Source organism: Pseudomonas sp. 3296, from assembly GCF_031456615.1.
In the GTDB taxonomy this organism is placed as follows: Bacteria; Pseudomonadota; Gammaproteobacteria; order Pseudomonadales; family Pseudomonadaceae; genus Aquipseudomonas; species Aquipseudomonas mucoides.
This window is the reverse complement of sequence record NZ_JAVDUY010000007.1, coordinates 478,623-503,496: the sequence shown is the minus strand read 5'-3', so window position 1 is coordinate 503,496 and position 24,874 is coordinate 478,623. Positions and strand designations below refer to the sequence as shown.

At 59.0% G+C, this 24,874-nt stretch carries 22 protein-coding genes; 12 read left to right on the top strand and 10 right to left on the bottom strand.

Going from position 1 to position 24,874, the window contains the following annotated elements; translation table 11 throughout:
- Positions 1 to 11: 11 nt before the first annotated feature.
- Complete coding sequence (locus tag J2X66_RS21645) at positions 12 to 611, bottom strand: Spy/CpxP family protein refolding chaperone (RefSeq protein WP_310268269.1); 600 nt, start codon at positions 609 to 611, stop codon at positions 12 to 14.
- A gap of 213 nt (positions 612 to 824) precedes the next feature.
- Complete coding sequence (locus J2X66_RS21640) at positions 825 to 1,385, bottom strand: nitroreductase (RefSeq protein ID WP_310268267.1); 561 nt, start codon at positions 1,383 to 1,385, stop codon at positions 825 to 827.
- 252 nt (positions 1,386 to 1,637) lie between these two features.
- Between J2X66_RS21640 and J2X66_RS21635 the strand changes: the two genes are divergently transcribed.
- Genes J2X66_RS21635 through J2X66_RS21625 form a run of 3 tightly spaced genes read left to right on the top strand, consistent with a single transcriptional unit; the run spans position 1,638 to position 6,093 of the window.
- Positions 1,638 to 2,486: a polysaccharide deacetylase family protein gene (locus tag J2X66_RS21635; RefSeq protein ID WP_310268264.1), complete on the top strand. Its 849-nt coding sequence runs from the start codon at positions 1,638 to 1,640 to the stop codon at positions 2,484 to 2,486.
- Positions 2,483 to 3,751 (top strand): putative glycoside hydrolase, encoded by a 1,269-nt coding sequence (locus tag J2X66_RS21630; protein ID WP_310268262.1) that lies wholly within the window; start codon positions 2,483 to 2,485, stop codon positions 3,749 to 3,751. Before J2X66_RS21635 ends, J2X66_RS21630 begins: the two co-directional genes overlap by 4 nt.
- On the top strand, positions 3,751 to 6,093 hold the full coding sequence (locus J2X66_RS21625) for a serine hydrolase (RefSeq protein WP_310268259.1): 2,343 nt from the start codon (positions 3,751 to 3,753) through the stop codon (positions 6,091 to 6,093). The genes J2X66_RS21630 and J2X66_RS21625 overlap by 1 nt, the downstream gene beginning before the upstream one ends.
- 86 nt (positions 6,094 to 6,179) lie before the next feature.
- Here J2X66_RS21625 and J2X66_RS21620 read toward each other — a convergent pair whose 3' ends face one another.
- The 6 genes from J2X66_RS21620 to J2X66_RS21595 are packed head-to-tail and all read right to left on the bottom strand — an operon-like array spanning position 6,180 to position 12,242.
- Complete coding sequence (locus tag J2X66_RS21620; RefSeq protein ID WP_027923123.1) at positions 6,180 to 6,422, bottom strand: acyl carrier protein; 243 nt, start codon at positions 6,420 to 6,422, stop codon at positions 6,180 to 6,182.
- 11 nt (positions 6,423 to 6,433) lie between these two features.
- Entirely contained in the window at positions 6,434 to 7,549 is a 1,116-nt protein-coding gene (locus J2X66_RS21615) for a dihydrolipoamide acetyltransferase family protein (protein ID WP_310268255.1), read from the bottom strand.
- Positions 7,550 to 7,596: 47 nt separating this feature from the next.
- Positions 7,597 to 8,583 carry an alpha-ketoacid dehydrogenase subunit beta gene (locus J2X66_RS21610; protein ID WP_027923121.1) on the bottom strand — a complete coding sequence of 329 codons (987 nt, stop codon included), beginning with the start codon at positions 8,581 to 8,583 and terminating at the stop codon, positions 7,597 to 7,599.
- Positions 8,580 to 9,563, bottom strand: a complete 984-nt coding sequence (pdhA, locus tag J2X66_RS21605; RefSeq protein ID WP_027923120.1) for a pyruvate dehydrogenase (acetyl-transferring) E1 component subunit alpha — start codon at positions 9,561 to 9,563, stop codon at positions 8,580 to 8,582. Before pdhA ends, J2X66_RS21610 begins: the two co-directional genes overlap by 4 nt.
- Positions 9,560 to 11,323, bottom strand: a complete 1,764-nt coding sequence (gene acsA, locus J2X66_RS21600; RefSeq protein WP_310268248.1) for an acetate--CoA ligase — start codon at positions 11,321 to 11,323, stop codon at positions 9,560 to 9,562. The genes pdhA and acsA overlap by 4 nt, the downstream gene beginning before the upstream one ends.
- Before the next feature lie 31 nt (positions 11,324 to 11,354).
- Positions 11,355 to 12,242 (bottom strand): universal stress protein, encoded by an 888-nt coding sequence (locus tag J2X66_RS21595; protein WP_310268245.1) that lies wholly within the window; start codon positions 12,240 to 12,242, stop codon positions 11,355 to 11,357.
- Between the two features lie 260 nt (positions 12,243 to 12,502).
- Here J2X66_RS21595 and J2X66_RS21590 point away from each other — a divergent pair, with 260 nt between their 5' ends.
- On the top strand, positions 12,503 to 13,555 hold the full coding sequence (locus J2X66_RS21590) for a phosphotransferase (RefSeq protein ID WP_310268242.1): 1,053 nt from the start codon (positions 12,503 to 12,505) through the stop codon (positions 13,553 to 13,555).
- Positions 13,556 to 13,576: 21 nt separating this feature from the next.
- On the opposite strand, the gene groL is transcribed toward J2X66_RS21590, so the two are convergent.
- Positions 13,577 to 15,193, bottom strand: coding sequence for a chaperonin GroEL (gene groL, locus J2X66_RS21585; protein WP_310268239.1), 1,617 nt, complete (start codon positions 15,191 to 15,193; stop codon positions 13,577 to 13,579).
- A 307-nt stretch (positions 15,194 to 15,500) separates the two neighbouring features.
- Between groL and J2X66_RS21580 the strand changes: the two genes are divergently transcribed.
- Together J2X66_RS21580 and J2X66_RS21575 are read left to right on the top strand one after the other, a co-directional pair.
- Positions 15,501 to 15,998: a BCAM0308 family protein gene (locus J2X66_RS21580; protein WP_310268235.1), complete on the top strand. Its 498-nt coding sequence runs from the start codon at positions 15,501 to 15,503 to the stop codon at positions 15,996 to 15,998.
- Between the two features lie 88 nt (positions 15,999 to 16,086).
- A complete protein-coding gene (locus J2X66_RS21575) occupies positions 16,087 to 16,320 on the top strand; it encodes a hypothetical protein (protein WP_027923114.1) in 234 nt (77 codons plus the stop codon).
- 33 nt (positions 16,321 to 16,353) lie between these two features.
- On the opposite strand, the gene mgtA is transcribed toward J2X66_RS21575, so the two are convergent.
- On the bottom strand, positions 16,354 to 19,950 hold the full coding sequence (gene mgtA / locus J2X66_RS21570; RefSeq protein WP_310268229.1) for a magnesium-translocating P-type ATPase: 3,597 nt from the start codon (positions 19,948 to 19,950) through the stop codon (positions 16,354 to 16,356).
- A gap of 333 nt (positions 19,951 to 20,283) precedes the next feature.
- On the opposite strand from mgtA, the gene J2X66_RS21565 reads away from it, so the two are divergent.
- From J2X66_RS21565 to J2X66_RS21540, 6 genes are all read left to right on the top strand, one after another.
- A complete protein-coding gene (locus tag J2X66_RS21565) occupies positions 20,284 to 20,931 on the top strand; it encodes a BON domain-containing protein (RefSeq protein ID WP_310268226.1) in 648 nt (215 codons plus the stop codon).
- Between the two features lie 147 nt (positions 20,932 to 21,078).
- Complete coding sequence (locus J2X66_RS21560) at positions 21,079 to 22,017, top strand: universal stress protein (protein ID WP_310268223.1); 939 nt, start codon at positions 21,079 to 21,081, stop codon at positions 22,015 to 22,017.
- 193 nt (positions 22,018 to 22,210) lie between these two features.
- The gene (locus J2X66_RS21555; RefSeq protein ID WP_027923110.1) at positions 22,211 to 22,819 is read left to right on the top strand and encodes a trimeric intracellular cation channel family protein; all 609 of its coding nucleotides are present in this window, start codon (positions 22,211 to 22,213) and stop codon (positions 22,817 to 22,819) included.
- A gap of 100 nt (positions 22,820 to 22,919) precedes the next feature.
- Positions 22,920 to 23,201, top strand: a complete 282-nt coding sequence (locus J2X66_RS21550) for a hypothetical protein (protein ID WP_310268218.1) — start codon at positions 22,920 to 22,922, stop codon at positions 23,199 to 23,201.
- A 302-nt stretch (positions 23,202 to 23,503) separates the two neighbouring features.
- Entirely contained in the window at positions 23,504 to 23,875 is a 372-nt protein-coding gene (locus J2X66_RS21545) for a DUF3302 domain-containing protein (protein WP_310268214.1), read from the top strand.
- Between the two features lie 3 nt (positions 23,876 to 23,878).
- Entirely contained in the window at positions 23,879 to 24,838 is a 960-nt protein-coding gene (locus J2X66_RS21540; RefSeq protein ID WP_310268210.1) for an efflux RND transporter periplasmic adaptor subunit, read from the top strand.
- Positions 24,839 to 24,874: the final 36 nt, after the last annotated feature.

The window sequence follows — 24,874 nt, the reverse complement described above, 5'->3', positions numbered from 1 at the left end:
TGAGTCAGCGCCTACTTCAGGTCTGTTTGGTCCTGGTCGCCGTCCATTTGCGGTCTTGGCATGTGCATTTGCATCGGCATTTGCATTGGCATCTGCGAACCGTCATAGCCAGCATTCCTGTGGTGCATCGCTGTCCAGAACAGGTCGAATATGGTTTTCTGTTCAGTTTCCAGAGCGTCATAAAACGTTTTGGTACGCACCTGAGCAGCATCCAGACGCACCAACTGCGCCTGCATCCAGTTGGTTTCTGCGCGCAGACGCTCTATCCCTGTTGCCATTCTTTCCGGCGTCGTTTCATCAATTGGCGCTGGCTTCGCGCTCGCCATCTCGTTGCGCCGGGCCTTGTCCTTTTCCAGTTGCTGATTGGCATCCGCGATGACCCCGGCAGCCCATGTCTCCCAGGCGGGCATTTGCTCCGGCTTGAGATTGAGCTTGGCTTTCAGTTTATCCAGGCTCCCCTGCGTATGTTTGACCCAATCGAAGTCCTGGAAATGATGGGGCATGCCACCTTGCGGTGACAGGGGTGGGTTGGCGAAGACGCTGCTGGCTGGCATCAATAAAACACTCGCCGCTATCAACATGCATTGTCCGATCACGCTTGATTTGTTCATTTCAGCTCTTCTCAACACCATGGTGGGGATGGTTCGAGATTAGGAGCCGGACAGGTGGATAATCTGATCCACATCAGAAAACAGCCAGACAAATGAGGTTGCGGCTAGACGGTCGATAGTGGCAGCCCGCCGTGTTCCCTTGGTGACGGATCGCCAGCCCTTCGCAAAGCACATCCGCTTCCTCCATGTCATGGGCGGTAGAGTGTTTTGCGATCAGCCAATCCAGCGTATCTCCGGCGTCTTGTGTGAGAGGGGGCCAGGTGCAGATTTGGGGTGGCCAACGATAATGGGCGCCACTGGCGTCCACTCGGCCGGCAGGCCAAGGGCATGCTTGCCATCCGGCGTATTAAGAAAGTTCTGCGCGAAACCGATCCAACAGGTGGCAAGTCCTTCTGCATAGGCGGCGAGCATCAGATTCTCGGCAGCCAGGGCACAGTCTTCGACGATCCAAGGACTCGGAGCATTTCCCGAAATCAGGATGAGTGCAGGTGCGTGATAGAAGATCTGAAAGTTTTCGTCATTGAGCAACGTATGGAAGTGCTCGGAATGGAAGCCTGCGGGCATCGTCTTGAGCATGTGCGCCTTCGCTTCACGGGAGATCCGATCCAGCAGTGCCTGGTCGCGGATCACCGTGAAAGTCCACGGTTGTTGGTTCATTGCGCTGGGCGCCTGGGCCGCGGCACTGATCAAACGCCGCAGGACGTTCTCATCAACAGCTTCTGTCGTGTATTCACGCGCCGAGCGCCGGCCGGAGATTGCCTTGTCGATGTTCATGAGTGCATACCTGATAAAGGGCCGTCTCATAAGGTTGTCCACCCGCGTGGACCTGCTGTTGATTTAGATCAAATCAAGGCGGAACCCGCCTCTCGTTTCGTCAGACAACTCGCGCACGTCTAAACGACGCCACGTCGCGCGAACTTGATCTGCATCAGATGAACGCTGTGCGCTCACTGCACACTGGATTGGCCGGGTTCGCTCTTGCGAGACGGGCAACGCGGGAGAAATGGCTCGCGCAGGAGCGCTGACATGTATGGAAAAACCCTGGTACCTACCAGAAGCAGCGCCGCGCTGCGGTTTCTGATACGCGCCGTGTTGGTGGGCGCTTGCGCAGTGGCCTGGGGCGCGGACGACGCCGTGCTGAGGGTCGAACCGCGCGTCACGATCCTCGTTTACCACCGTTTTTCGGACACAGCAGACGACTCGATGACCGTGCGCATGAGCACCTTCGAATCGCAATTGCGTGTCCTGCGCGAGCGTGGCTACCACATCGTGCCGCTGCGTGAAGTGGTCGACTGGCTACGCGATCCCGAGGCAACGCTACCGCCCAAGCCAGTGGCGATCACCGTCGACGACGGCCATCGTTCGGTATACGAAAAATTGCTGCCGGTGATGCTGCGAGAGCGGTTCGCGGTCACGCTCTTTATCTACCCCTCGGCGATTTCCAACGCGTCCTATGCCATGACCTGGGAGCAATTGCGTGCACTCAGGCAGACCGGGCTCGTGGATATTCAGTCGCACACGTTCTGGCATCCCAATTTCAACGTCGAGCGCCGACACCGTTCGCCAGCAGATTTCCAGCAATTCGTTCACACACAACTCGACAAGTCACGTCGACGTCTCGAGTCGCAAACCGGCGCCCCTGTCGACATGCTCGCGTGGCCGTTCGGTATCTACGACGACGAATTGATCACGCTCTCCGCCGATGAAGGCTATATCGTCGGTTTGACCCTGGACGCGCGCAAGGCCGACCGGCACGCACGGCTGCTGGCACTGCCACGCTTTCTGATGACCGACGCCTATGGCGCCAACACGTTCGCACGCCTGCTCGGCGAACCGACCACTCAGCCAGTGCCCGCCGCAGGGAGCGCGCCATGACGTTGACCCGCGTCTTGAGGCGTTTGGCGATCCCGATGTTGTTCGTCGTCACGGCTTTGCTGGCTGTTCAAACCTTGGCCTTTACCGGTGTCGTACTCGACTCGAGCACCCGTCATCCGGTGGCTGGCGCGACCATTACGACGTTGGCCGGTGTAACCCACACCAATGAGCATGGGCAATTCGTGACGGCTCACGCGGCCCGGAGCGTCGCGGTTCGCGCCCCGGGGTATCTGCGCACCGAGGCCAAGCTGTCCGACGAGACGCCTGTGACGCTCACATTGACTCCGTTTCGTCCGAAAGCGGTTTACCTGTCGGTGTTCGGCATCACCAGTGTGACCTTGCGCAACAGGGCCGTCAGCCTTGCCGACCATACGGTGATCAATGCACTGGTCATCGACGTCAAGGGCGACCGCGGTCTGACGCCCTATCGCAGTGCAACGCGCGAGGCAATCGGCGCAGCGGCCCGCGTGACCACCCGCGTACCACAGGCGCAGGACTTTCCTGCGCTGCTGGCCAGGCTGCATGCACAACACCTGTACCTGATCGCGCGGATTGTGGTGTTCAAAGACGACCCGCTCGCCGACGCGCATCCGCAGTGGAGCGTGCACACCGCCGACGGACAACCCTGGCGGGATCGCGAAAACCTGCAATGGATGGACCCGTTTTCCCACGACGTCTGGCAGCACAATCTTGATGTCGCCGAGGAGGCGGCGCGGATGGGCTTCGATGAGATCCAGTTCGACTACGTGCGCTTTCCCGACAAGAGCGGGCTACGCTTTGCCCTCCCGAACACCCGGGCCAACCGGACTGCGGCGATTGTCGAGTTCCTGCAGGCCGCACGCACACGGCTCGCGCCCTATAACGTCTTCATCTCGGCGGACATCTTCGGCTACGTCTGCTGGAACCTTGATGACACTGCGATCGGCCAGCAGATCGAACTGCTCGGCGCGGCGCTCGACTATATTTCTCCGATGTTGTACCCCTCCAGTTTCACGTGGGGGTTGCCGGGCTGTACCAACCCGGCCGCCGACCCCGGCCAGATAGTCCGGCGTTCCCTGGCGGAGGCCATGCAGCGCACCGGCCTGCCGGGCGTGCGCTTTCGTCCGTGGTTGCAGGCATTTCGCGACTACGCGTTCGATCATCGCCCGTTTGATGCGGCGGCGATCAAGGCGCAGGTTGACGCCGCCGACGCAGCCGGCACTGATGGGTGGATGCTATGGAACCCTCGCAATCACTACGAAGTCAGCGACCTGCCACAGCGTTGATGGGTGCGCTGAAGCACTGGACGCTGCTGATCGGCATGGCGACGGCGGCGCAGATGACGAGTGCCAGCGATCTTGATGCGCCGACACGCCTGCAAGCCGCACAGATCGTCGACACACAGATTGCCGCCGGACGACTTCCAGGTGCCGTTGTTCTGATCGGGGATTCCACACAGGTGCTGTATCGCCAAGCCTTCGGACAACGCATGACGACGCCCTCCCCCGAACCGATGACGCTGGACACCGAGTTCGATCTTGCGTCGCTGACCAAGGTCATCGCGACGACCACGGCGATTATGCAACTGGCCGAAGCGGGCCGCCTCGATCTGGACGCACCCGTTGCCCGGTATTGGCCTGCGTTTGCGATGCAAGGCAAAAACGCGGTGACGGTGCGTGAGCTGCTTGCCCATACCTCCGGGCTAGCGCCAGACTTGCCTGCGCGGCCCCCGCAGCCCGGCCGGAAAGCCGTATTGAGTGCGATCGCGGCGCAGCATCCGCGCAGCGCGCCCGGTGAACGCGTGCGCTACAGTGACCTGAATTTCGTGGTGCTCGGCGAGCTGGTCGAGCGCATCACTCACCTCCCGCTGGACACGTATTGCCGTGTTCACATCTTCGGCCCACTCGGTATGCACGACACGGTCTTCATGCCGGACGCCGGTCGAGCGGCACGCAGTGCACCGACCATCGCCAACAAGGCCGGCATCCTTCGCGGGCGGGTGCACGATCCCACGGCCCGCTGGATGGGCGGCGTTTCCGGTAACGCGGGGCTGTTTTCCACCGCGGACGACCTCGCCCGCTTCGCGCAAATGATGCTCAACAACGGGCGCGCAGGCTCCGTGCGCATTCTGCGACCCGAGAGCATCGCCGCACTGGCGGCAGCGTCCTCACCGCTCGCGGCCGTGCCGTGGCGCGGCCTCGGCTGGGAACTGGCCGCACCACTCGTGCAGAATCATGACCGCCTGCCGCCGATTGGCGTCATCGGCCACACGGGCTATACCGGTACGGGCCTATGGATCGATCGGGTAACACGCCAGTTCATTGTCATCCTGACCAACCGTGTGTACCCGGACGACCGCGGTGATGCTCGCCCGCTTCGTGCGCAGCTGCTCGCGTTACTGGCAAGCCGAGCCGTGCCTGTGAGTGCTGCACAGATCGGTCGGTCGTTGCCGTCAGCCTTGCCGGCGCTGCATGAAGCCAATCGCCTACCGGCCTCGACCGGCCCAGTACAGACCGGCATTGACGTGCTGGAAGCGCAGCGGTTTGCGCCGCTCGCTGGCCTGCGCGTGGGGTTGATCACCAATCGCAGCGGTTTTGACGCCGAGGGCAGGCGCACCGTCGACGTACTCGCGCATGCGCCAGGCGTCACGCTGGCGGCGCTATTCTCGCCGGAACACGGGCTTGATACCGATGTGGATGAACGGGTCGGTGACACCCGCGACGCGGCGACGGGCCTCACCGTACACAGCCTGTACGGCGCAACGCAGCGTTTCCCGGTGGGGTCACTTCGTGGACTCGATGCGCTGATCTTTGACATACAAGACGCCGGCGTGCGTTTCTTCACCTATGAAACGACGCTCGGCTACGCGCTGGAAGCCGCCGCGGCGCGAGGCATTCCATTGTTTGTGCTGGATCGGCCCGATCCGCTCGGTGCACAGCGCTTCGGCGGTCCGGTGCTGGACAGCCTCCGCGAATCGTTCACGGGCTATTTTCCTGCGCCGCTTCAACCCGGCATGACGGTCGGTGAACTGGCGACTCTATTCAATCGCAATAAACACATTGGCGCGGACCTGCGCGTGGTGCCAATGCAGGGCTATCGACGCACAATGACGTTTACCGACACCGGTCTCGGTTGGGTGCCGCTATCGCCGAACCTGCGCACACTGTCCCAACTCGATCTGTACCCGGATGTCGGGTTGCTCGAAGGCGCGAATGTGAGTGTCGGGCGCGGCACGCCGCATCCGTTCGAGTGGATCGGCGCGCCGTGGATCGACGCGACCCGCCTGGCAACCGCCCTGAATGCGCTGGATGCCGGCGCGCATTTCGCGCCATTCGACTTCGTCCCTACCGAGTCCACCTGGCGCGGTCAACTCTGTCATGGGGTGAGTATTACGCGCGACGCAGCTTCCGAGCGGCGCCCCGTGGCAAGCCTGGGACTGGCACTGCTCGCCACATTGCACCGGCTCTATCCCGATACGTTCAAGCTGGCGGCAACGCGCGGTTCGATCGGCTCGCAAACCGTGTGGCAAGCGATTCACGACGGTGCTACACCGGATGCAGCGCAAGCACTCGACGCTGCGGCGCTTGCGCGCTTCGCACGACTGCGGCAGCAAAACCTGCTTTATTGAGTGTGAGTACGGACGTCAATCCCTGTGAGTGAGAGCCTCCATCGTGCAGCCCGCAATCGCTGCCGGGCGGCCACTGTTCGGGACCTTCATCCCTTTTTCCCCAGGTAGGTGATGAGTTTGTCCAGGGTGTCCACTTGCTGGTAATCGCTTTCAGGAATTGCAATGCCCAGACTGCGGTTCAGCGCTTCGATGAAACGAAGCCAATCCATGGAATCCAGATCAACCTCTTCGCGTAACGACCGATCGGGTCGCAGCTGCTCGATCTCAAGTTCCGGGGCAATGCCTTTCAAGGCTTTCCAGACTTCATCGCGGATCATGTTCGGGTTCATGTGTCCTCTCCTCAAAGCGCCTCTGGCGTCTGCAACAAGCGTCGGACTTCGCCCAGAAAACGTGCGCCGTAGTGACCGTCGCTGACTCGATGATCGGCGGACAAACTGCTAATGACCGTCGGCATCACACACAACTGGCCGTCTTTCACCCAGGGCCGCTCAGTGATCCGACCGAAACCGACCAAGGCCACCTGGGGCGGATAGATCACCCCTAATACGCTGTCCACGCCCTGATCGCCGAGTTGAGTGACCGTCATGCCGGCGCCTCCCAGCTCGGAGCTGCGCAGGGAGCCGCTGCGGGCGCGCTCGACCAGGCTGGCCAGTTCACTCATTAACTGCGTCAGGGAGGTGTCCGCCACATGATGCAGAACCGGGGCGACCAGGCCCCCCTGGCGCAAGGTGATTGCCACCCCAAGGTCGGTATCGAGTGCGGGCTTGAAGGCGTTATCCAGCCAGAAACCATTGAGCTGCGGATACTCGAGCAAGGCCAGCGCCACCGCCTTGAGCAGCAAGACGCTGGGCAGCAGGCGTTCCTGAAGTGTGCTTTGCACATTGTGTACCTGCAGCCACGCCATGACGTTATCCAGGGCGACGGTTTCGCTGAGGTAGTAATGGGGAATTTCGCGTTTTGATCGGCTCATGGCTGCGGCGATGGCGTGCCGCATGGCCTGATCGGGGTCTGGAGGGTGCGTCACACGGGCAGCGGTCTCGATGTCCTCCAGGGTAATGACACCCTGTGGACCATGGCCTTTTACATCACCGGCACTGACCCCTAACTCGGCAGCACGCTTGCGCGCCGCTGGAGAAACCCGCGGGCGCCTGCCCGCCGGGGCTTGCTCTTCGATCAGCAGAGGTGCCGCTGTCGTTCGTCGTGCACTTTGCGGATTTTCGCCCGGTTCCAACAATCGGGCGATGGCGGTACCGACCGGTACTTTGGCGCCGACATCGATCAGCAGTTGCGACACCGTGCAGTCATGCCAGCACTCGACATCGATGGCGGCCTTGGCGGTATCGACGACGGCAATCACCTGACCTGGCTTGACCACATCGCCCGGATGGACTTTCCACTCCAGCAACGTGCCTTCATCCATATCAGCCCCCAGAGAGGGCAACTTGAACTCGATCATCGTTTACCCTCCGCGTCTGATACTCGAACGCGCCATTGTCATTGCGCTCACCCGGATGTCCCCTGGCACAACTCATGAGCGGCCGCGACGATCGTCGACACTTGTGGCAGGGCCGCCTCTTCCAGATGCCGGGGATAAGGGATCGGCACCTCGGCGCTGCACACCCGTGCCGGTGGAGCATCCAGCTCGAAAAAGCCTTGTTCAATGATCCGCGTAATGATCTCGGCAGATAGGCTGCCGCTGCGCCATCCCTCATCGACCACCAGGGCGCGACGGGTTTTGCAGACTGAAGCCATCAGCGTCTGGTCGTCCAGAGGGCGCAGGACCCGCAGGTCGATGACTTCGCAATCAATGCCCTCCCCGGCCAGCACCTGCGCTGCCTCCAGGGTTTTGCCGAGAGTGCCGCCATACGTGATCAGGGTCAGGTCCTTGCCGGCCCGGCGTACCTTGGCAGAGCTGATATCCACTGCCTCCCAATCGCCCGCATCACCCTCCAGGTTATAGAGCTGGGCGTGTTCGAATATCAGCACCGGGTCTGGGTCCAGCAGCGCGGGCCGGAGCATGCCGCGCGCATCTTCGATGGTCGCCGGAGCGAGGATTTTCAACCCGGGAATATGGGCGTACCAACCCTCCAGACTGTGCGAGTGCTGCGCTGCAAGCTGGCGTCCGGCACCGGTCGCCATGCGCACGACCAAGGGCACGGAGAACTGTCCACCGGACATGTGCCTCAAGGCGGCCGCCGTATTCATCAAAGGATCGAGGGCGAGCAGACTGAAATTCACGGTCATGATTTCGACAATCGGCCGCATGCCCCCCAATGCCGCCCCTATACCGGCGCCCACGAAACCCAGCTCGGACAACGGCGTGTCTCGAATGCGCTCGGGGCCGAACGCCTCAAGCAACCCCAGGGAGACGGCATAGCTGCCACCGTAGCGACCCACGTCTTCGCCCATCAGAAATACCCGTGGGTCCTGCTGCAGCGCCTCACGCATGGCCTCGCGTAGCGCTTCGCGATAGGTCATGCGAATGCTCATGGCGCCACCGTTGGGGTGTATACATCAAGAGACAAATCCTCGAGTGGCTCCAGGCGACCGCTTTCGGCATACGTCACGGCGGCTTCCACTTCCGCGTCCACCTGGGTCAGGATCGCCAGAAATCCGGGCTCGTCCAAAAGACCTTGCGCCTTAAGCTGTGCACTGTACGTATGGATCGGCCCATGGGTCTTCCATTGCTCCACCTCGTCCTTGTCACGATACAGCTGCGGGTCGAACATCGAGTGGGCACGAAACCGATAGGTGCGAAATTCCAGAAAAAAAGGCCCACGCCCCGCGCGGATGTGTTCAACCGCATCACGAGCGGCTTCATACACCGCGATCACGTCCATGCCATCCACGGACCGGGTATCAACTTTGTAGGCCGAGGCTTTCGCACACAGGTCAGTTTGCGATTGCGAACGGTCCAGGGCAGTCCCCATCGCATAGAGGTTGTTTTCGCAGCAAAACAGCATCGGCAGCTGCCACAATGCCGCCAGGTTGATGGACTCATGGAAGGCCCCTTCCGCCATCGCACCTTCACCAAAAAAACAGGCACAGAGACGCGATCCACCTTGCATGCGTTCAGCAAGCGCCAGGCCGACCGTCAGTGGCAAGCCACCCGCCACAATGGCATTGCCGCCGTAGAATCGCGTAGTGGCATCAAACAAATGCATAGAACCGCCGCGTCCCCGCGAGCATCCTTCCTGGCGCCCATACATCTCGGCCATGATGGCTTTCATGGGGACGCCCTTGATCAGCGCGTGGCCATGTTCGCGATACGTCGCGACCACCGCATCGTTGGCGGCCAGCGCATGGAGCACGCCGACCGCTACCGCTTCTTCACCAATGTACAGGTGCAGGAAGCCACGAATCTTGCCCTCCCCATACAACTCGCCAGCCCGCTCCTCAAGACGGCGGATGCGCACCATGTCACGCAGCAAATCGAGCGAAATGTCCCGGGAACGCGGTGGTAGGCTCATGACGGGCTCTCCATGCTGGACGTATCGCCTTCAGGCAAACCCAGTTCCCGGGCCTTGAGCAGACGCCGCATGAGTTTTCCGCTACGGGTGTGCGGAAGCACCTCCACAAATTCCAGCTCCTTGGGCGCAACGACCGCCCCAAGACGCTTGCGTCCATGACCGAGCAACTCGTCGTGCAGGGCCGGGCTGGCAGTGAAACCCCGCTTGAGTGAAACAAAGGCCTTCACGGTTTCGCCCAACAGCGGATCGGGCTTGCCAATCACCGCAGCCTCGGCCACGGCTGGGTGTTCCATGAGGGAGCTTTCAACTTCGAACGGACCGATCAGGTGACCCGCCGACTTGATGACGTCGTCGCTGCGACCAATAAACCAGTAGTAACCATCGGCATCGCGACGCACCAGATCGCCGCTCAGGTACCACTCACCGACAAAACAGTGGCGATAACGCTCCTCCTGTCCCAGGTAGGTACGGAACATGGCAGGCCAAGGCTGTTTCAAGGCCAGATCACCGACCTCGTTATCGCCCAGGAACACCAATCCGCCCTCTTCACCTCGTACGACGATGGCCGCCTCGACACCCGGCATCGGTTTGCCCATGGAGCCCGGTTTGATCGGCATCGCGACCGTGTTGGCAATCATGATGCCGCCGGTTTCGGTCTGCCACCAATTGTCGTGGATCGGCAGCCCAAGCACCTCTTTGCCCCACCAGACTGCCTCGGGATTGAGCGGCTCGCCGACACTGGCAATAAACCGCAGACTCGGAAAATGATGGCCGCGCGCCAATGCTGCACCGGCTTTCATCAAGAGCCGAATCGCCGTCGGGGCCGTATACCAGACTGTCACTTGTTGCTTCTCCAGTATCCGGTACCAACGCTCAGCATCGAATTCATTGCCCTCGACCACACTGGTGACGCCCAGCAACAACGGGGCAAAGATCCCATAGGAGGTGCCGGTCACCCAACCCGGATCGGCGCTGCACCAATAGACATCGTCGGGGTGCAAGTCCAAGGCGTATTTTCCTGTGACGCGGTGAGTCAGCGCCGCGCCATGGACATGCAAGACACCTTTTGGGGTGCCCGTCGTGCCGCTGGTGAAGTGTAAAAGTGCGGGGCTGTCGGCGTTCGTATTGGCAACGGTCAAGGCTTCCTCTGCCTGCGCCAATAGTTGATGCAAATTAAGCGTCCCCTCGATAGGCGCCGTGTCCCCGCCATTTTCGTCATACAGCAGCACATGCTTGAGTGCCGGCAAACGCTCACGTATGGCCGCGATCTTGCGCCGGTAGAGGGTTTCACTGGTCAGCAACACACTGCCTTCGCCAAGACGCATACGGGTTTCGATGGGCTCCGGGCCGAACGCACAGAACAATGGCGACACCACGCAACCGAGTTTCAGGCCGCCGAGCACGCCCAGATAAAGTTCCAGCCCCCGGCCACAGAGGACAAATACTCGTTCGCCGGGCATCACGCCCAGTTTTTTCAATACATTGGCAAATCGATTGGTCAGGAGGCTCAGTTGGGCGTAGCTGATGTCACAACTGCCCCCATTGCGGTCAAGAATGCGCAATGCGGTATGCCGTCGATGCGCACCCTGCGCATGCCGATCCACGGCCTCATACGCGAGGTTCAAACCGCCGCCCGGCAAACCGGCCAGAGCACGGGCTTCCACCTGCCAGGAAAAGGCGTCCCGAGCTTGCACGCTATCGAGCCAGTTCGGCGATAGCGGCAGGTTGGCCAGGGTTTTCTTAATGATCGCTGGATGCATGATCGCCCCCTTGAGTCGTCATCGGTCCGTCCTAGACCGCCAGGACGCTGCAGGGCACCTGATACAGAATATGTTCGGTCGTGCTGCCCAGCAGTTTCTCCATCCCGTGGTATTGGACTCTGCCCATCACGATCACATCCACGTTGTGCTTGTCGGCGAACTCGCTCAGCGCCGAAACGGGATGTCCCAGAATGAAATGCCGACGGTTGGCAGGCACACCGTACCGACCGGCGAATGTCAGGAACGATTTTTCCAGTTCCTTGCGCAGCCCCTTGGTCAGCTCCGACAGTTTCAAGCCACCGCCCAATTCCTCCAGGTAGTCTTCCGTGATGTCATAGGCATACAACAGGTGCAACTCGGCATCACACTGTATGGCGAGGCTGGAAGCCTGTTGGATAATCCGGTCATTCAATTCGCTGTTTTCAAGCCCAACCGCCGAAGCATCAACCGCCGCCACGATCTTGAGCGGCAAGGCATGGTGCGCCCCACCCACCAGATAAACCGGTACCGGACAGTGGCGCAGCAAGTGCCAGTCCAGGGGGGTGAACAACGTGCGCTTGAGCGCTGATTCATGCTGGATTTCCTTAATCAACAGGTCGGGTTGCAACTCCTTGACGTGATCCAGGATGTCTTGCTCCACGTCATCCGCCCACGCCACCTCGGTGGTCACCTCGACCCCTCTGGCACGCAGTTGTCTGGCCTGGTCTTTCAGCCAGTCGCGATGGTCCTGCAGGTAACGCTCCCGAGCCTTTTCCCGGTCGCCTTCTTCGAGCAGCGGCAACAATTTCAACGTCGGGATCAACGCCGCAATATGCAGACATGCACCGCTGGCCTTGGCGATCGCTGCTGCATGGTCGATTGCCGGAGAATGGCGCAGCGCCAGGTGGATGATGAGTAACAACCGTTGATACTGGCTCATGGTCTGACTCCAGGCAGAGGGCTTCAACGCTTGCCGCTGATCCTCGCGGAGCTCAGCCGTTGCGTCGACGCCGGACCCAGTACCAGCGTTGATTCAGGTTGCTCCGCTGGAATGTGCCAGACGTTGATAAATATCAAAAACCGGCGTGAAGCCCACAAGACGCGCAGCCTTTCATTCCACCGCACTTGATCAATATCAATCGGAGCAGGCCTTCCCTTCTTCACACTGCCGAAAAGTCCGCAGACGGCGTGGAGGCGAGAATGAACAACCTGCAAGACGAGGTCATTGCCTTTCTCTCCAGGCCGTCCAGCTACGGCACGTCAAACCAGCCCGTGGAGCGTATCGAGACCCATGGTTCGGTGATTTTTCTGCAGGCCAACCGCGCCTACAAACTCAAACGCGCCGTGGCGTTTGCCGAGCTGGATTTCCTCAGCCTGGAAAGCCGGAAAAACGCCTGTCAGGCAGAATTGCTACTCAATCGACGAACAGCACCGACGCTGTATTTGAGCGTGTGTTCGATCAATCGCCAGGCGGATGGCCAGTTGGCGCTCGATGGTGGCGGACAGGTGGTTGACTGGCTCGTGGTCATGCGCCGTTTTGCTCAGAATCGGCTGTTTGACCGTATGGCCATTGAGGGACGTCTGACGGAACCGATGATGGAACAGTTGGGGGGCGGGATCGCTCGCTTTCATGCCAACGCACAAATCACCCCTTCTTTCGGTCGCATCCCGGACCTGTACGAAGAAATCGAGAAAAACCATCGGGAAATGTCGCGTTATCCACCGATCCTCGACCTTGCGACAGTCACCGCGATTGCTCACTCCTCGCGGACCCAACTGGAGTCGTTGAACGGCTGCCTTGAAGATCGCCGCCATAAGGGCCGCGTTCGTCGTTGCCATGGTGATATGCGTTTGGCCAATATCTGCCTGCTCGACGGTACGCCGACGCTCTTCGATGGCATCGAGTTCAGTGAGCGGCTTTCCTGTATCGATGTGCTCTACGACCTCGCTTTTGTGCTGATGGACCTGCAACACCATGGGCTGAACAGGCTAGGGGCGCGTCTGTTGTCCAGTTACCTCAACCACAGTGATGTGCAGGAAGATTGCAAACCCTTGGCGTTTTTTCTTTCTTTGAGGGCTGCTACGCGCTGTTTCTCCCTCGCGGGTGCAGCGCTACGTCATGTCGATCCGGCCAAGCGATACGAGAAGAAGGAAAAAGCGGTCCAGTTGATGCACCAGGCTCTGAGTTACTTGCACGGCGAAAACCCGATCCTCAATCACCTGGCGATGACTGAGGCGTCCTCCTATACATGAGCGCTACCCACCACCGGATTTTCATTCAGGAAAAGATGGCTGGGCGGGTGATTCCTTTTCCGGAATATCCGTCATGGTCGCCTCGGTCAGCAGCAAGATGCTGGCGACTGAAACAGCATTTTCGAGGGCAATACGCACCACCTTGGTCGGGTCGATGATGCCGGCTTCGTACATGTCGACATAGCTATTGGTGGACGCATCGAAGCCAATATTCCCTGGCTCCGCAAGCATGCGCGCAACCACGACGCCGGCATCCACGGCCGAATTTTCAGCGATGAGTCTGGCCGGGGCTTCCAGCGCCCGGCGAAGAATCTGCAAGCCGGTCCTGGCATCGCCTTCATAACGGGCTTCTTCGGCCGCAATAATCGGGACAGCCTTGAGCAACGCAAGCCCGCCTCCCGGCACAATGCCTTCGGCGATCGCCGCCCGGGTCGCTGAAATGGCATCGTCCAGCGCATCTTTGTGCGCCTTCATTTCCGCTTCGGAAGGCGCCCCGACACGGATCACCGCAACACCACCCGACAGCCTGGCCAGTCGTTCCTGAAGCTTTTCGCGGTCGTAATCGCTGGTCGTACTGTCTATTTGCGCACGGATCTGCTGCAACCGAGCCTCGATGGCCTCGCGTGTGCCGGCGCCCCCTATTAACGCCGTGCTGTCTTTTTGCACCACGACTCGATGTGCACGCCCCAACTGGTTCAGTTCCACCTGTTCAAGGGGGATGCCCAGCTCGTGGGAAACCACGGTTGCCCCCGTCAGAACGGCCATGTCCTGAAGCATTTCCTTGCGCCGATCACCAAAGCCCGGCGCCTTGATTGCCACTGCTCGCAGAACACCGCGTATCTGGTTGACGACCAGCGTGGTCAATGCCTCACCTTCAATATCGTCCGCGATCAAAACCAGGGGTTGCCCGCTTTTAGCGACGAGCTCAAGCAAGGGCAGCAAGTCTTTGAGTGCACCGATCTTGTGGTCACAGAGCAGCAGGTAGGCGTCATCGAGTTCGACCTGCATCTTTTCGGCGTCGGTGACGAAATAGGGTGAGACATACCCCCGGTCAAACCGCATGCCTTCCATGACCTCGACCACTGTTTCGGTGGTCTTGGATTCCTCGACACTGACGACCCCTTCAACGCCGACCTTTTCCAGGGCGTCTGCCACCAGTTGACCGATGACGGCATCGTTATGCGCTGACAGCGTGGCGACCTGGGCCTTCTCCTTGGGCGTGCTGACGGGACGCGACTGGGTGGCAAGGGATTCGATGACCAACAAGAGGCCACGATCCAGGCCGCGCTTGAGGTCGATCGCACTGGCACCCGCGACGACGTTGCGGATGCCATCGGCCAGGATGGCATGGGCCAACACCGTTGACGTACTGGTCCCGTCCCCTACCGCATCGCCTGTGCGTTCGGCCGCCTGACGCAACATTTGCGCGCCGAGGTTTTCCTCGGGGTCGAGCAGGTCAATGCGTTTGGCGATCGTGACGCCATCATTGCAGACCGTCGGATTGCCCCACTTATTTTGGATCAGTACCGATTTTGATTTCGGCCCCAGCGTCACACGCACGGCGTCCGCCAACTGTGTGGCTCCACTCAGGATTTTCTCGCGAGCTGCAGCGCGAAACACGATTTTAGTGTGAGCCATCAAGGTGCTCTCCTGGCCAGTTTTATAACAAGTGCGTTTTGGCAGCTTCTATGAACGGGCCCGCGCGACGTTGACTTTTATCAACAAACTCAAAACGCCACCAAGCCGGCCGCCGCAAAGAATGCGCGCACCGTAGGGATGACCGACTGTCAGCTCACGTCCCGGAATTGACACAGATCAATTCGCGCCGCCAGAAACCGAGTCCAAATGAAGGTGTGTGTTGAGCAGGCTGAAAGGAGAAGGGATCTGTATTGGGTCTCGGTCACAGGTGAGATTTTTTTCCATTTGATGCGCGAGGAAAAACGCCATGGACAAGTTTCAGCAAAGTCAAAAAAGCAAGCTGTTCAAAACATCCACCCATGATCCCTATTGCTTGCAGAAGGTTGAAGGTTCAGCCATCTGCCCGCAGTGCGACGCGGTCTATCAAGCCGGAAACTGGACCTGGAAACACCCTGAAAACATGGTCGTTCATAACGCGCAAACAGCGACGTGCCCAGCCTGTCGGCGCATCAATGACAACATGCCAGTGGGGACGCTGACGTTATCGGGCAGCTTCTTGCTCAAGCATCGAGACGAAATCATCAGCCTGATCGAAAACACCGAAAAAAAGGAAAAAGCCGAGCATGCCCTGGAACGCATCATGGACTTGACCGATTCAGCGGGTGACCTGATCGTGACCACGACTGGCATTCATCTCGCGAATCGCCTGGGCCATGCACTGGAGGCCGCGTTCAAAGGGAACTCTGATTACCGGTACGGCGACAACGAGTATGGCTTGAGCGTCGACTGGACACGTGACGAATAGAACCGGGCGCGGTTGTCTCAACAGGGAAAATGGAGGGGGACCAGGACACCCCCGCTCACCTTCTTGTGCTACCCGAGGGCGTATGAATATGGCCATCAATGAATCAGCCCTGCAGCCTGCAGCCAACCTTCAATCGACCAATGGCAGCATGGCGTTGTTTTCTGAAGCCGACCGTCTGAACGATAAAGCCTACGCCCTGTTGGACGAGCCCGTTTCGACGCACACCATCCATAAATTTACTGAAGCAAAAAAACGGGCGGATGAAAAATACCGACAAGCCTGGCAGGAATGGCGTCATACCAAGGGCAAAAACGCCCGATGACCGCACGTGAAGGCTTGATCCATGCCTTTCCCGTCATCCAGAGACAGGCGTGGCGATGGATCTGCGATGGCGCTTCGAGCGCTGACGACGGTAGAAAATACGCTTCACACATTCAGCTGACGCCATGTAAACCAGGCTGATCGTCAACACCACCGCCAGGATATGGAACGGCAGTGGCACCAAGCCGAACCATGGCGCTAGCGCACTGTACGGTAGCCCGATTGCAAGCAGACCAATGCCCAGCGCACTGATCATCAGCAGTTTCGCCGGGCGGCTTTGGTAAAACGGCCTGTAAGTGCGCACGATGAAAATCGTCAGCAGTTGGGTCAGCAGCGACTCAACGAACCAACCGCTGCGGAAGACTTCGGGAACCATGTCGGCGAGCAGGTACAAGGCTACGAACGTCAGCATGTCGAACAACGAGCTCACCAGCCCGAAAACCACCATGAAATTGCGGATTTCAGTGATGTTCCACCGGTGAGGTGTGTTTTCCCATTCGCGATCAACGTTGTCATTGGCAATCCCCATGGAGGGGATGTCAGACAGGAAGTTGTTGAGCAATATTTGCTTGGCCAGCAGGGGCAGGAAAGGTAACGCCAGAGAAGCCAGGGCCATACTGATCATGTTGCCGAAGTTGGCACTGGAGACGATGGAAATGTACTTGAGGGTGTTGGCAAAGGTATGCCTGCCCTCTTCGATGCCTTCGCGCAGGACATTCAGATCGTGCTCCAGCAACACGAAGTCGGCGGCTTGTTTCGCGACGTCGGCGGCGTTGTCCACGGAGATCCCGATATCGGCCACTTGAAGTGCGGGTGCATCATTGATGCCATCGCCCATGTACCCGACAACATGCCCGGTCTTCTGCAGGGCTCGGATAATGCGTTCTTTCTGATTGGGATCGACCTCGGCGAACAGGGTCGTCAGCGGGGCCAGGTGCATCAACGCTTCGTCTTTCATCGCTGACAGCTCGGCACCGGTGATGATCCGCTCAACGGGAAGGCCCACCGCCATGCCCACGTGGCGGGCAACCAGATGGCTGTCGCCGCTGATGATCTTCACTTGCACACCGAGCTTGTCGAGGGCGGCGATGGTGTCTTTGACTCCGGGTTCCGGAGGGTCGAAGAACAACAGAAAACCGCGAAAGGTCATGTCCTTTTCTTCGTCCCGGCCATAGTGTGGCTGATCCGGCAATGTGCGGGTGGCAAGCCCCAGGACTCGAAACCCCTGCTCGCTCCAATCGGCGAAGCGTTGAGCAATCGACGCGAGTTCTGCGTCGTTCAGCGCGATAACCTGATCACCTCGACGCCTGTGCGTGCAAACCTCAAGCACATTGTCCAATGCCCCCTTGGTCACCATCAGTCTGCTGGCCTCGGGTGCATTGGCCACCACCACGCTGAGGCGCTTGCGAACGAAGTCATAAGGGACTTCATCGAGCTTGCTGACGCCTGCGCAAGGCAGGTCTTTGCCGGCCAGAGTGATGGCATCGTCCATCGCGTTGCGCATTCCGGTCTGGAAGCTCGAATTGAACACCGCCAGTTGCAAGACATCAGAGGCGACGACGCCTTCTACATCCATGGCACCGTCCAGCACCACGACCCCCCGGGTCAGCGTACCGGTCTTGTCGGTACACAGGATGTCCATGGCCCCGAGGTTTTCGATGGCATTGAGGTGACGCACGATGACCCCTTTGGCCGCCATGCGCTGCGCGCCTTTGGCCAGCGTGATACTGAGGATCGCCGGCAACAGTTCCGGCGACAGGCCGATGGACAAGGCAATGGCGAACAACAGGGTGTCGAGCGTTGGGCGATGCAGCAACATATTGATGCCGAACACCACAATCGTGATGACCAGCATCACCCGCAGCAGCAAGCCACCGAAGTGGCGCAGGCCACGCTCAAATTCAGTTTCGGGGGGCCGTAGCGCCAAGGTCTTGGCGATGTGGCCGATTTCACTCTCCTGGGCATAGCGCGTCACCACCACCTCGGCAGTGCCGCTGCGCACCGAGGTGCCCATGAACACACAATTGTGGCGCTGCCCCAGGGGGGCATCGGGGGCGCAATCACCGGGCAGCTTCTCTACCGGAAAGGTTTCCCCCGTCAGCAGGCTCTCGGCGATGAAGCAATCAAGCGCTTGTATGATGCGGCCGTCAGCGGCAATCAGGCTGCCGGCACTGAGTAACAGGATATCCCCCGGCACCACCTCACTGGCGGCCACTTCCAGGGGCTTGCCCTCACGACGTACCATCGCCCGCAAGGCAATCTTGCTGCGCAGCTGTTCCACCGCCTGGCTAGCCCGACTCTCATACCAGGCGCTGAGTACCGCACTGATCAGCACTATGCACCACACAATCGCCGCGTCGAGCCAGTCCCCCACCACCACGGCCACCAACGCGCCCACAATCAGAATCAGGACCAAGGGTGTGCGCATTTGCTCCAGCACCAGTCTGGTCAACCCCCGTGGCCGGTCCGTTGCCTGAACCGGGGCACTGCGCATTCGGGCTGCGGCCTGAGTTTGGCTCAACCCCTTCGGGGTGCTGTGCAGGGTACTGAACACCTGGCTGACCGGCGGGCTCCAATAATCGGCGTTTTTGTCACGCGTTGTTTTTTTGCCTGTCGATTGCCATTCGCGATGCGCCAGCCAAAGGCCCGGCACCATCGGCAACCAGAAGGTTAATCCGCGAAACAACAACGTGGCCGAAAGCGCCACCGCAATGTTCACCCCGACCCAATGCAACGTCACCACGGCCGCCGCCTCGAAGGCACCGAGACCACCCGGCACAATGCCGATACTGCGCAGCACACTGGCCAGCATGAATCCGGCAAAAAGCTCCAACGGCGGTGCCGAGACGCCCAGCGCTCGGACCAGCACCCATAACGTTGCGCTATCAAGCACAATGATCGCTAACTCCAGCAGCGTAACGCGCCAGAGCAAGGCGTGACTGCGAACCAGATTTTTGTCGGCGCCGGTCAGTAACGAAACGCCCTTGGCGATAATCGAAAACCCCTGGCCCGGCACATGGGCAGCCAGGCGGCTATTACCCGCCAGTCTTGGGATGATCACCGCCAGTACCAGGCTCACCGCCACAAACACCACACAAGTGGTCAGTACCGTGGCCGTCGCATGCCCCTGGAAAATCACCACTGGCAACGCCACGCCAACGGACAGCACGTAGGCCAGGAAGTACCCGGACACATCCAGTACCAGACACGCCAACACCACCGGTTTGGCAAACCCGAGTCGCACAAATGAGGCGACCACCGCAAATGCGCCGCTGATACCGGAAGACGGCAGTGCTTGATCGACAAACAGTTTCATCAAGCTCAGCTTGCCCGAATCCCAGAGTGAAAGGCGTTGGCCCCCGGCCTTGAGCACCACGCGAAACACCTGCCCCTGGGCGACATACGTCAGGGCTTGCAAGCCGAAGGCAGCGATGAGCCACAGCGGTTCTGCCTCCACCAGCAATCGCGTGAAGGATTCGACATCGGTGAAGTGCAGCGCGACGCCAATGACCGTCGCAAACATCGCGGCCCCCAGCAGCCAGGTCAGCCAGAGCGCAGGTCGACTGTAATGCGGGTCTTCTTCAAAGACAGGCGGGTGATTCAGGTCCGGATTGGGCGGTTTAACAGACATGCCGTGCCCCTGAGCCATTGAGCAGGAGCCTTGATTCTGGGCGCGTGACGACGAGTCTCTTTGATCAATGTCAACTACTCTCGCCCGCCCCCTCGCCGATTATCTCCGTACCCGTCTACGTGACCACGGCTTCATGGCTGGAAAGCATCAGAAAGTTGATCCGAGCCGCCTGCACCCTCTGATTTTTTTCTGCTGATCGCCGGCTGTCGACCAGGGGTGGCGCTCACTGACGCCTTGTTGATTTAGCTCAATGTCTTGGCGCCGCTCAGGCGTAGAAAAAACCGATAGGGCTCTTGCGGCCCGCCAATACCGGATCAAACAGAGGACACAGACATGAGCGACTTGAGCCTGCGTAAAACCATATTGGAAGAGCTCGAATTCAAACCCGATATCGAGGCCGCCAACATTGGCGTAGCCGTGGACAATGGCGTGGTCACGCTGTCCGGTCACGTCAGCAGCTACGCCCAGAAAATCAGCGCGGAACGCGCGGTCAAAGGCATCAATGGCGTACGCGCGCTGGCCGATGAAATTCAGGTCAGGCTGGATAAATACGCCGGGACTTCCGACGACTCGATCGCCACCCGGGCCTTGAAAATCATCCATTGGAGTTCCGACGTTCCCGAAGGCGACGTCAAAGTCATCGTGCAGAGCGGGCGGATCACTCTGGAAGGACAAGTGGACTGGCAATATCAGAAAGAAACCGTGGAGCGGTCGGTGCGCAAGTTATCCGGCGTGGTTGGCGTGAGTAATCGCCTCACCTTGCGCCCTCGGCTGGATGTCTTTGATATCCAGCAACGCATTGAGGCCGCGCTAAAGCGTAGCGCCGAAGTGGATGCCAAGGATATTCATGTCACCGTCGAAGGTGATGTGGTGAGGCTCGAAGGTCGGGTTCACTTGTGGCGCGAACGCCAGATTGCAGAACGGGCCGCTTGGTCGGTGCCAGGCGTGAGCAAAGTGGAAGACCATTTGCTGCTTGCGTGAGTCAATACCCCTGGGGAGCCGATGGTTCCCCAAGAGGATTAAGTGCTGCTCAATTGCGCAGAACTGGACGGATTCGATCCTCGTAAAGGCGTCGGACACCGGAGTCATTGGGCAGGCATTTGCACGATTACCTACGGGAGATTTGTCATGTCTGATCAAGCACGTTTCATGCTGGTCGTTCCGCCCCTGATGGAGAACAATCCCGCTTTCGAACGGGCCGCCGCGCTGGCCAAAGCGTCTGACGCGGCACTTCACATTGTGGCATTCGACTATCTCGAAGGGCTGGCGACTGCCGGAATGGTCAACCGGCAAGCGCGGGAGCAAATGCAAATCAGCTACGTCGAGCGCCATCGACAATGGTTGGAAGACCAGGCCCGTGCGTTGCGCAAAATCGGAGTACACGTCACAACTGAAGTCGTCTGGGTAGAAAGACCCTTGCAGGAAATCCTCATCCATCTCAAAGAACAATCCATGGCGGTATTGATCAAGGCGCTGGAACACGAAACGCTGCTATCACGCCTGATGTTTACTCCGTTAGATGTCCATCTGTTACGCGAATGCCCGGTGCCCATGCACTTTGTCAGCCACATGCACCACGCATTGCCACGCAAGATCGTCGCCGCGGTCGACCCTTTTCATCGCAATGGGCAGTACAAACGTTTCAACGACAGAATTCTGCAGGAGGCCCAAAAACTGGCGAGCACCTGTCATGCAGAGCTCGACGTTATCTATGCCCATGACCTTTCATCGATCAGCGCGGATGAATTCGGCTTCGAAAATGGCGCGCCGTTTTTTTCATCGAGCAAAGCCAAAACGCTATTTGACGCACAGGCTGATGCCTTTCGTGAACTCTCTGAGCGCAACGGTATCCCGCCGGAACGCCAGCATCTGATCATGGGTAACCCCGTCAAGGTGCTTGCCAGCTACGCTGCTGCGTATGAAACCGATGTGATTGTGATGGGACGAATCGGGCACCGGACAATGGACCGGTTTATCGGCAGTACGGTGGAACATCTGCTGTTCAAAATGCCATGCAGTATTTGGGTCATTTCCCCGCAGGTAATCATTGAAAGTGACGTCCACTGACGGGCATGTTTCGCCATCAACTCAGTCACCCAATCACCGGGTAATCCACACCCTGGTGCGCCCCATTCATCAACATCCGAGACAACCGCAAGCGCCCCGCTACACTTCCTTATCTGCGCCGCGCTATCGCGTCGTGCTGGGTGCGAACAAATGACTGACTGCTGATGGGCACAGCCTGAGAACGGAGTAACGGATGCTTTATTTTCAGCAAATGTTGGGCACCGCCGTGTTTGCCATCACCGGGGTGCTGGCTATCCAGAAAGCGGGGGTCGATGTGTTCGGCGCCGTGGTGCTGGGCATCATCACGGCTATTGGTGGCGGCACCGTTCGCGACCTGTTGCTCGATCAACCGATTTTCTGGATCGCTGACTTCAACTATATCTGGGTTGCCTTGATTGCAGCTGCGCTGGCTTTTTTTCTCACCAAAAGGTTCCAGCAGCGCTATCGCCTTTTGCTGTACCTCGATGGATTTGCGGCCGCGCTGTTCGGATTGGTCGCTACCGAGAAAGTGCTTGGATTGCATCTCGCGGCGCCTTTTGCCGTGATGATGGGTGTACTGACCAGTATTGGCGGCGGTATCGTGCGTGATGTACTGGCCGGCAGAACCTCGTTGTTGATGTCACGTGAGATCTACGCCACGCCGATCCTGCTGGGGTGCATCGTCTATGTCTTGTTGCGCGATGCATTCCCGACCATCCAGGTCGCCGGCTGGATTGCCTTGCTCTTCACCTCGGGCCTGCGGTTTCTCGCCATTTACAAGGATCTGCAAATGCCAACGATTTTATCCACCCGGCAGGGGTAAAAATGAAGCTGACGTTCGGTGTTACTCGCAATGAACCTTCCAACGCTGATCGATCCGAACAGTGTTGCTGGTCAGTAAAAATCTACTCAGGAGCTTGGTTATGAGAATCATCGCGACCCTTGTATGCACACTCATGTTCTCCCTGGCTTTGCCATCGCTGTCCTTTGCTGCGTCAAATTGCGATAACGCGGGCAGTGCAAGTGCTGCCAAAAACTGCATAAAAAACAACAATGATCAAAAAGGGAAAGGCAATTGCAATGGAAATGGCAACTGCGATAAAGCCAAGGATGCCAAAAACAAATCTGATGATTATTCGGTCAGTTGCATGGAGATCAACAACATGACCCTGCGCCGTCAATGCCTTGATAAACGCAGGGATTGATTGACGGACGCCAAATGAGTGGCGAGAGCTCTCGAGAGTGCACAGTAGAGGCCTCGCCTCTCTCACCGATACGGTCCGACAGCCAGTACTCAGTAATGCAAGAAAATACAAACACTTGCATAAAACGACCTAGAACACAGCGGTAATTAAGCAGATTCTCTCGCTCGCTCTCCCGCAGGCCAGGCCTGCGCAGGCTGACAATTGAGTGGTCGGTTCAGTTCTGGTCATCAGGACTGCCCGCACTCATAAAAACCGTGACTACACTGACCCAAGTACATCGCTTGTGCCATGAGGGGGCGACCATGCTGGATTACTTCGCGCTAGGCCTGTTGTTCTTCGTCGGGCTGGTCCTGTTCTACGGAATCATCGCGCTACACGACATACCCTACGAAATCGCCGTACACCGCAATCACCCGCACCAGGATGCGATCCATGCCACCGGCTGGGTGAGTTTGTTCACCCTGCATGCGCTCTGGCCATTTCTGTGGATCTGGGCGATGGCGTACCGGGAAGACCGGGGCTGGGGATTTGGTGATGGCCAGTCACCACAAGTTCATGTTGCTCATCTGGAACAACAGGTTGCCGATCTGCAAAGTCGCATTGAGCGACTGGAAACGGCAACAGGCACTGCGCTGGGCATGCCAGCGTCGGACAATCGCGGTGAGGGAATCTAAGCCATGGATCTTCTGCTTGTTTTGACCTATGCCGCCATCTGCACCGCCATCTTCAAGATTTTCCGCATCCCGCTGAACAAATGGACGGTACCGACCGCAGTCCTCGGTGGGATCCTGATCGTGGGTGCAATGATCTTCACGATGAACTACAACCACCCGTACTCTGAGGTCGCGCGCACTTACTTCGTCTCCGTGCCGGTCATTCCGGTGGTCAGTGGCCAGGTTATCGACGTGCCGGTCAAGGGTAACGAGCCTCTGGAAAAAGGCGATGTGCTGTTTCGCATCGACCCTGCCCCCTTCGAGTACAAGATCCAGTCCATCAAGGCACAGTTGCTATCAGCGAAAGCTGATCGAGCCCGAATCACAGAGCTGATCAAGCGCAACTTTGCCACCCAACGTGAACTGGACGTCGTCGTCGCTCGCTCGGACGATTTGCAGGCACAACTGGAAAATGCCCAGTATGAATTGGACAACACCACCGTTCGCGCCCCGAGCAAAGGCTTCGTCACCCATGTTTCCTTGCGTCCAGGCATGATGGCGACCAAGTTACCGTTGCGTCCTTCCATGGTGTTCATCCCGGATGAAGGACATTACTTTGCCGCGTGGATGCGTCAAAACAGCCTGTTGCGTTTGTCGGTCGGCGATGAGGCGGAAGTGGCTTTTGATGGCATTCCCGGCAGGGTGTTCGAGGGGCGGGTCAAGACGGTCGTCAACGTTATCGCAGAGGGACAAGTTCAGCCCTCCGGAACATTGATCGGCTTCACGGGCTCACCGCCGGCAGGTCGGGTACCGGTCATTATCGAGATCACCGATCCGGACTATGCCCAATACAGCAGCCAGATGCCGGGCGGCGCGTATGGGCAGGCGGCACTCTATAGCCAGCACTTTGAGCATATCGCAATGATGCGCAAAATCCTGCTGCGCATGGCTGCCTGGATGAACTACATCTTTCCATTCCATTAATAAATGACTGGCGTCCCCTTTTAACAGGGGGCGCCT

Coding starts and splice junctions, on each gene's coding strand:
- J2X66_RS21645 (WP_310268269.1), bottom strand. CDS start 611: ATGAACAAATCAAGCGTGATCGGACAATGCATGTTGATAGCGGCGAGT.
- J2X66_RS21640 (WP_310268267.1), bottom strand. CDS start 1,385: ATGAACATCGACAAGGCAATCTCCGGCCGGCGCTCGGCGCGTGAATAC.
- J2X66_RS21635 (WP_310268264.1), top strand. CDS start 1,638: ATGTATGGAAAAACCCTGGTACCTACCAGAAGCAGCGCCGCGCTGCGG.
- J2X66_RS21630 (WP_310268262.1), top strand. CDS start 2,483: ATGACGTTGACCCGCGTCTTGAGGCGTTTGGCGATCCCGATGTTGTTC.
- J2X66_RS21625 (WP_310268259.1), top strand. CDS start 3,751: ATGGGTGCGCTGAAGCACTGGACGCTGCTGATCGGCATGGCGACGGCG.
- J2X66_RS21620 (WP_027923123.1), bottom strand. CDS start 6,422: ATGAACCCGAACATGATCCGCGATGAAGTCTGGAAAGCCTTGAAAGGC.
- J2X66_RS21615 (WP_310268255.1), bottom strand. CDS start 7,549: ATGATCGAGTTCAAGTTGCCCTCTCTGGGGGCTGATATGGATGAAGGC.
- J2X66_RS21610 (WP_027923121.1), bottom strand. CDS start 8,583: ATGAGCATTCGCATGACCTATCGCGAAGCGCTACGCGAGGCCATGCGT.
- pdhA (WP_027923120.1), bottom strand. CDS start 9,563: ATGAGCCTACCACCGCGTTCCCGGGACATTTCGCTCGATTTGCTGCGT.
- acsA (WP_310268248.1), bottom strand. CDS start 11,323: ATGCATCCAGCGATCATTAAGAAAACCCTGGCCAACCTGCCGCTATCG.
- J2X66_RS21595 (WP_310268245.1), bottom strand. CDS start 12,242: ATGAGCCAGTATCAACGGTTGTTACTCATCATCCACCTGGCGCTGCGC.
- J2X66_RS21590 (WP_310268242.1), top strand. CDS start 12,503: ATGAACAACCTGCAAGACGAGGTCATTGCCTTTCTCTCCAGGCCGTCC.
- groL (WP_310268239.1), bottom strand. CDS start 15,193: ATGGCTCACACTAAAATCGTGTTTCGCGCTGCAGCTCGCGAGAAAATC.
- J2X66_RS21580 (WP_310268235.1), top strand. CDS start 15,501: ATGGACAAGTTTCAGCAAAGTCAAAAAAGCAAGCTGTTCAAAACATCC.
- J2X66_RS21575 (WP_027923114.1), top strand. CDS start 16,087: ATGGCCATCAATGAATCAGCCCTGCAGCCTGCAGCCAACCTTCAATCG.
- mgtA (WP_310268229.1), bottom strand. CDS start 19,950: ATGTCTGTTAAACCGCCCAATCCGGACCTGAATCACCCGCCTGTCTTT.
- J2X66_RS21565 (WP_310268226.1), top strand. CDS start 20,284: ATGAGCGACTTGAGCCTGCGTAAAACCATATTGGAAGAGCTCGAATTC.
- J2X66_RS21560 (WP_310268223.1), top strand. CDS start 21,079: ATGTCTGATCAAGCACGTTTCATGCTGGTCGTTCCGCCCCTGATGGAG.
- J2X66_RS21555 (WP_027923110.1), top strand. CDS start 22,211: ATGCTTTATTTTCAGCAAATGTTGGGCACCGCCGTGTTTGCCATCACC.
- J2X66_RS21550 (WP_310268218.1), top strand. CDS start 22,920: ATGAGAATCATCGCGACCCTTGTATGCACACTCATGTTCTCCCTGGCT.
- J2X66_RS21545 (WP_310268214.1), top strand. CDS start 23,504: ATGCTGGATTACTTCGCGCTAGGCCTGTTGTTCTTCGTCGGGCTGGTC.
- J2X66_RS21540 (WP_310268210.1), top strand. CDS start 23,879: ATGGATCTTCTGCTTGTTTTGACCTATGCCGCCATCTGCACCGCCATC.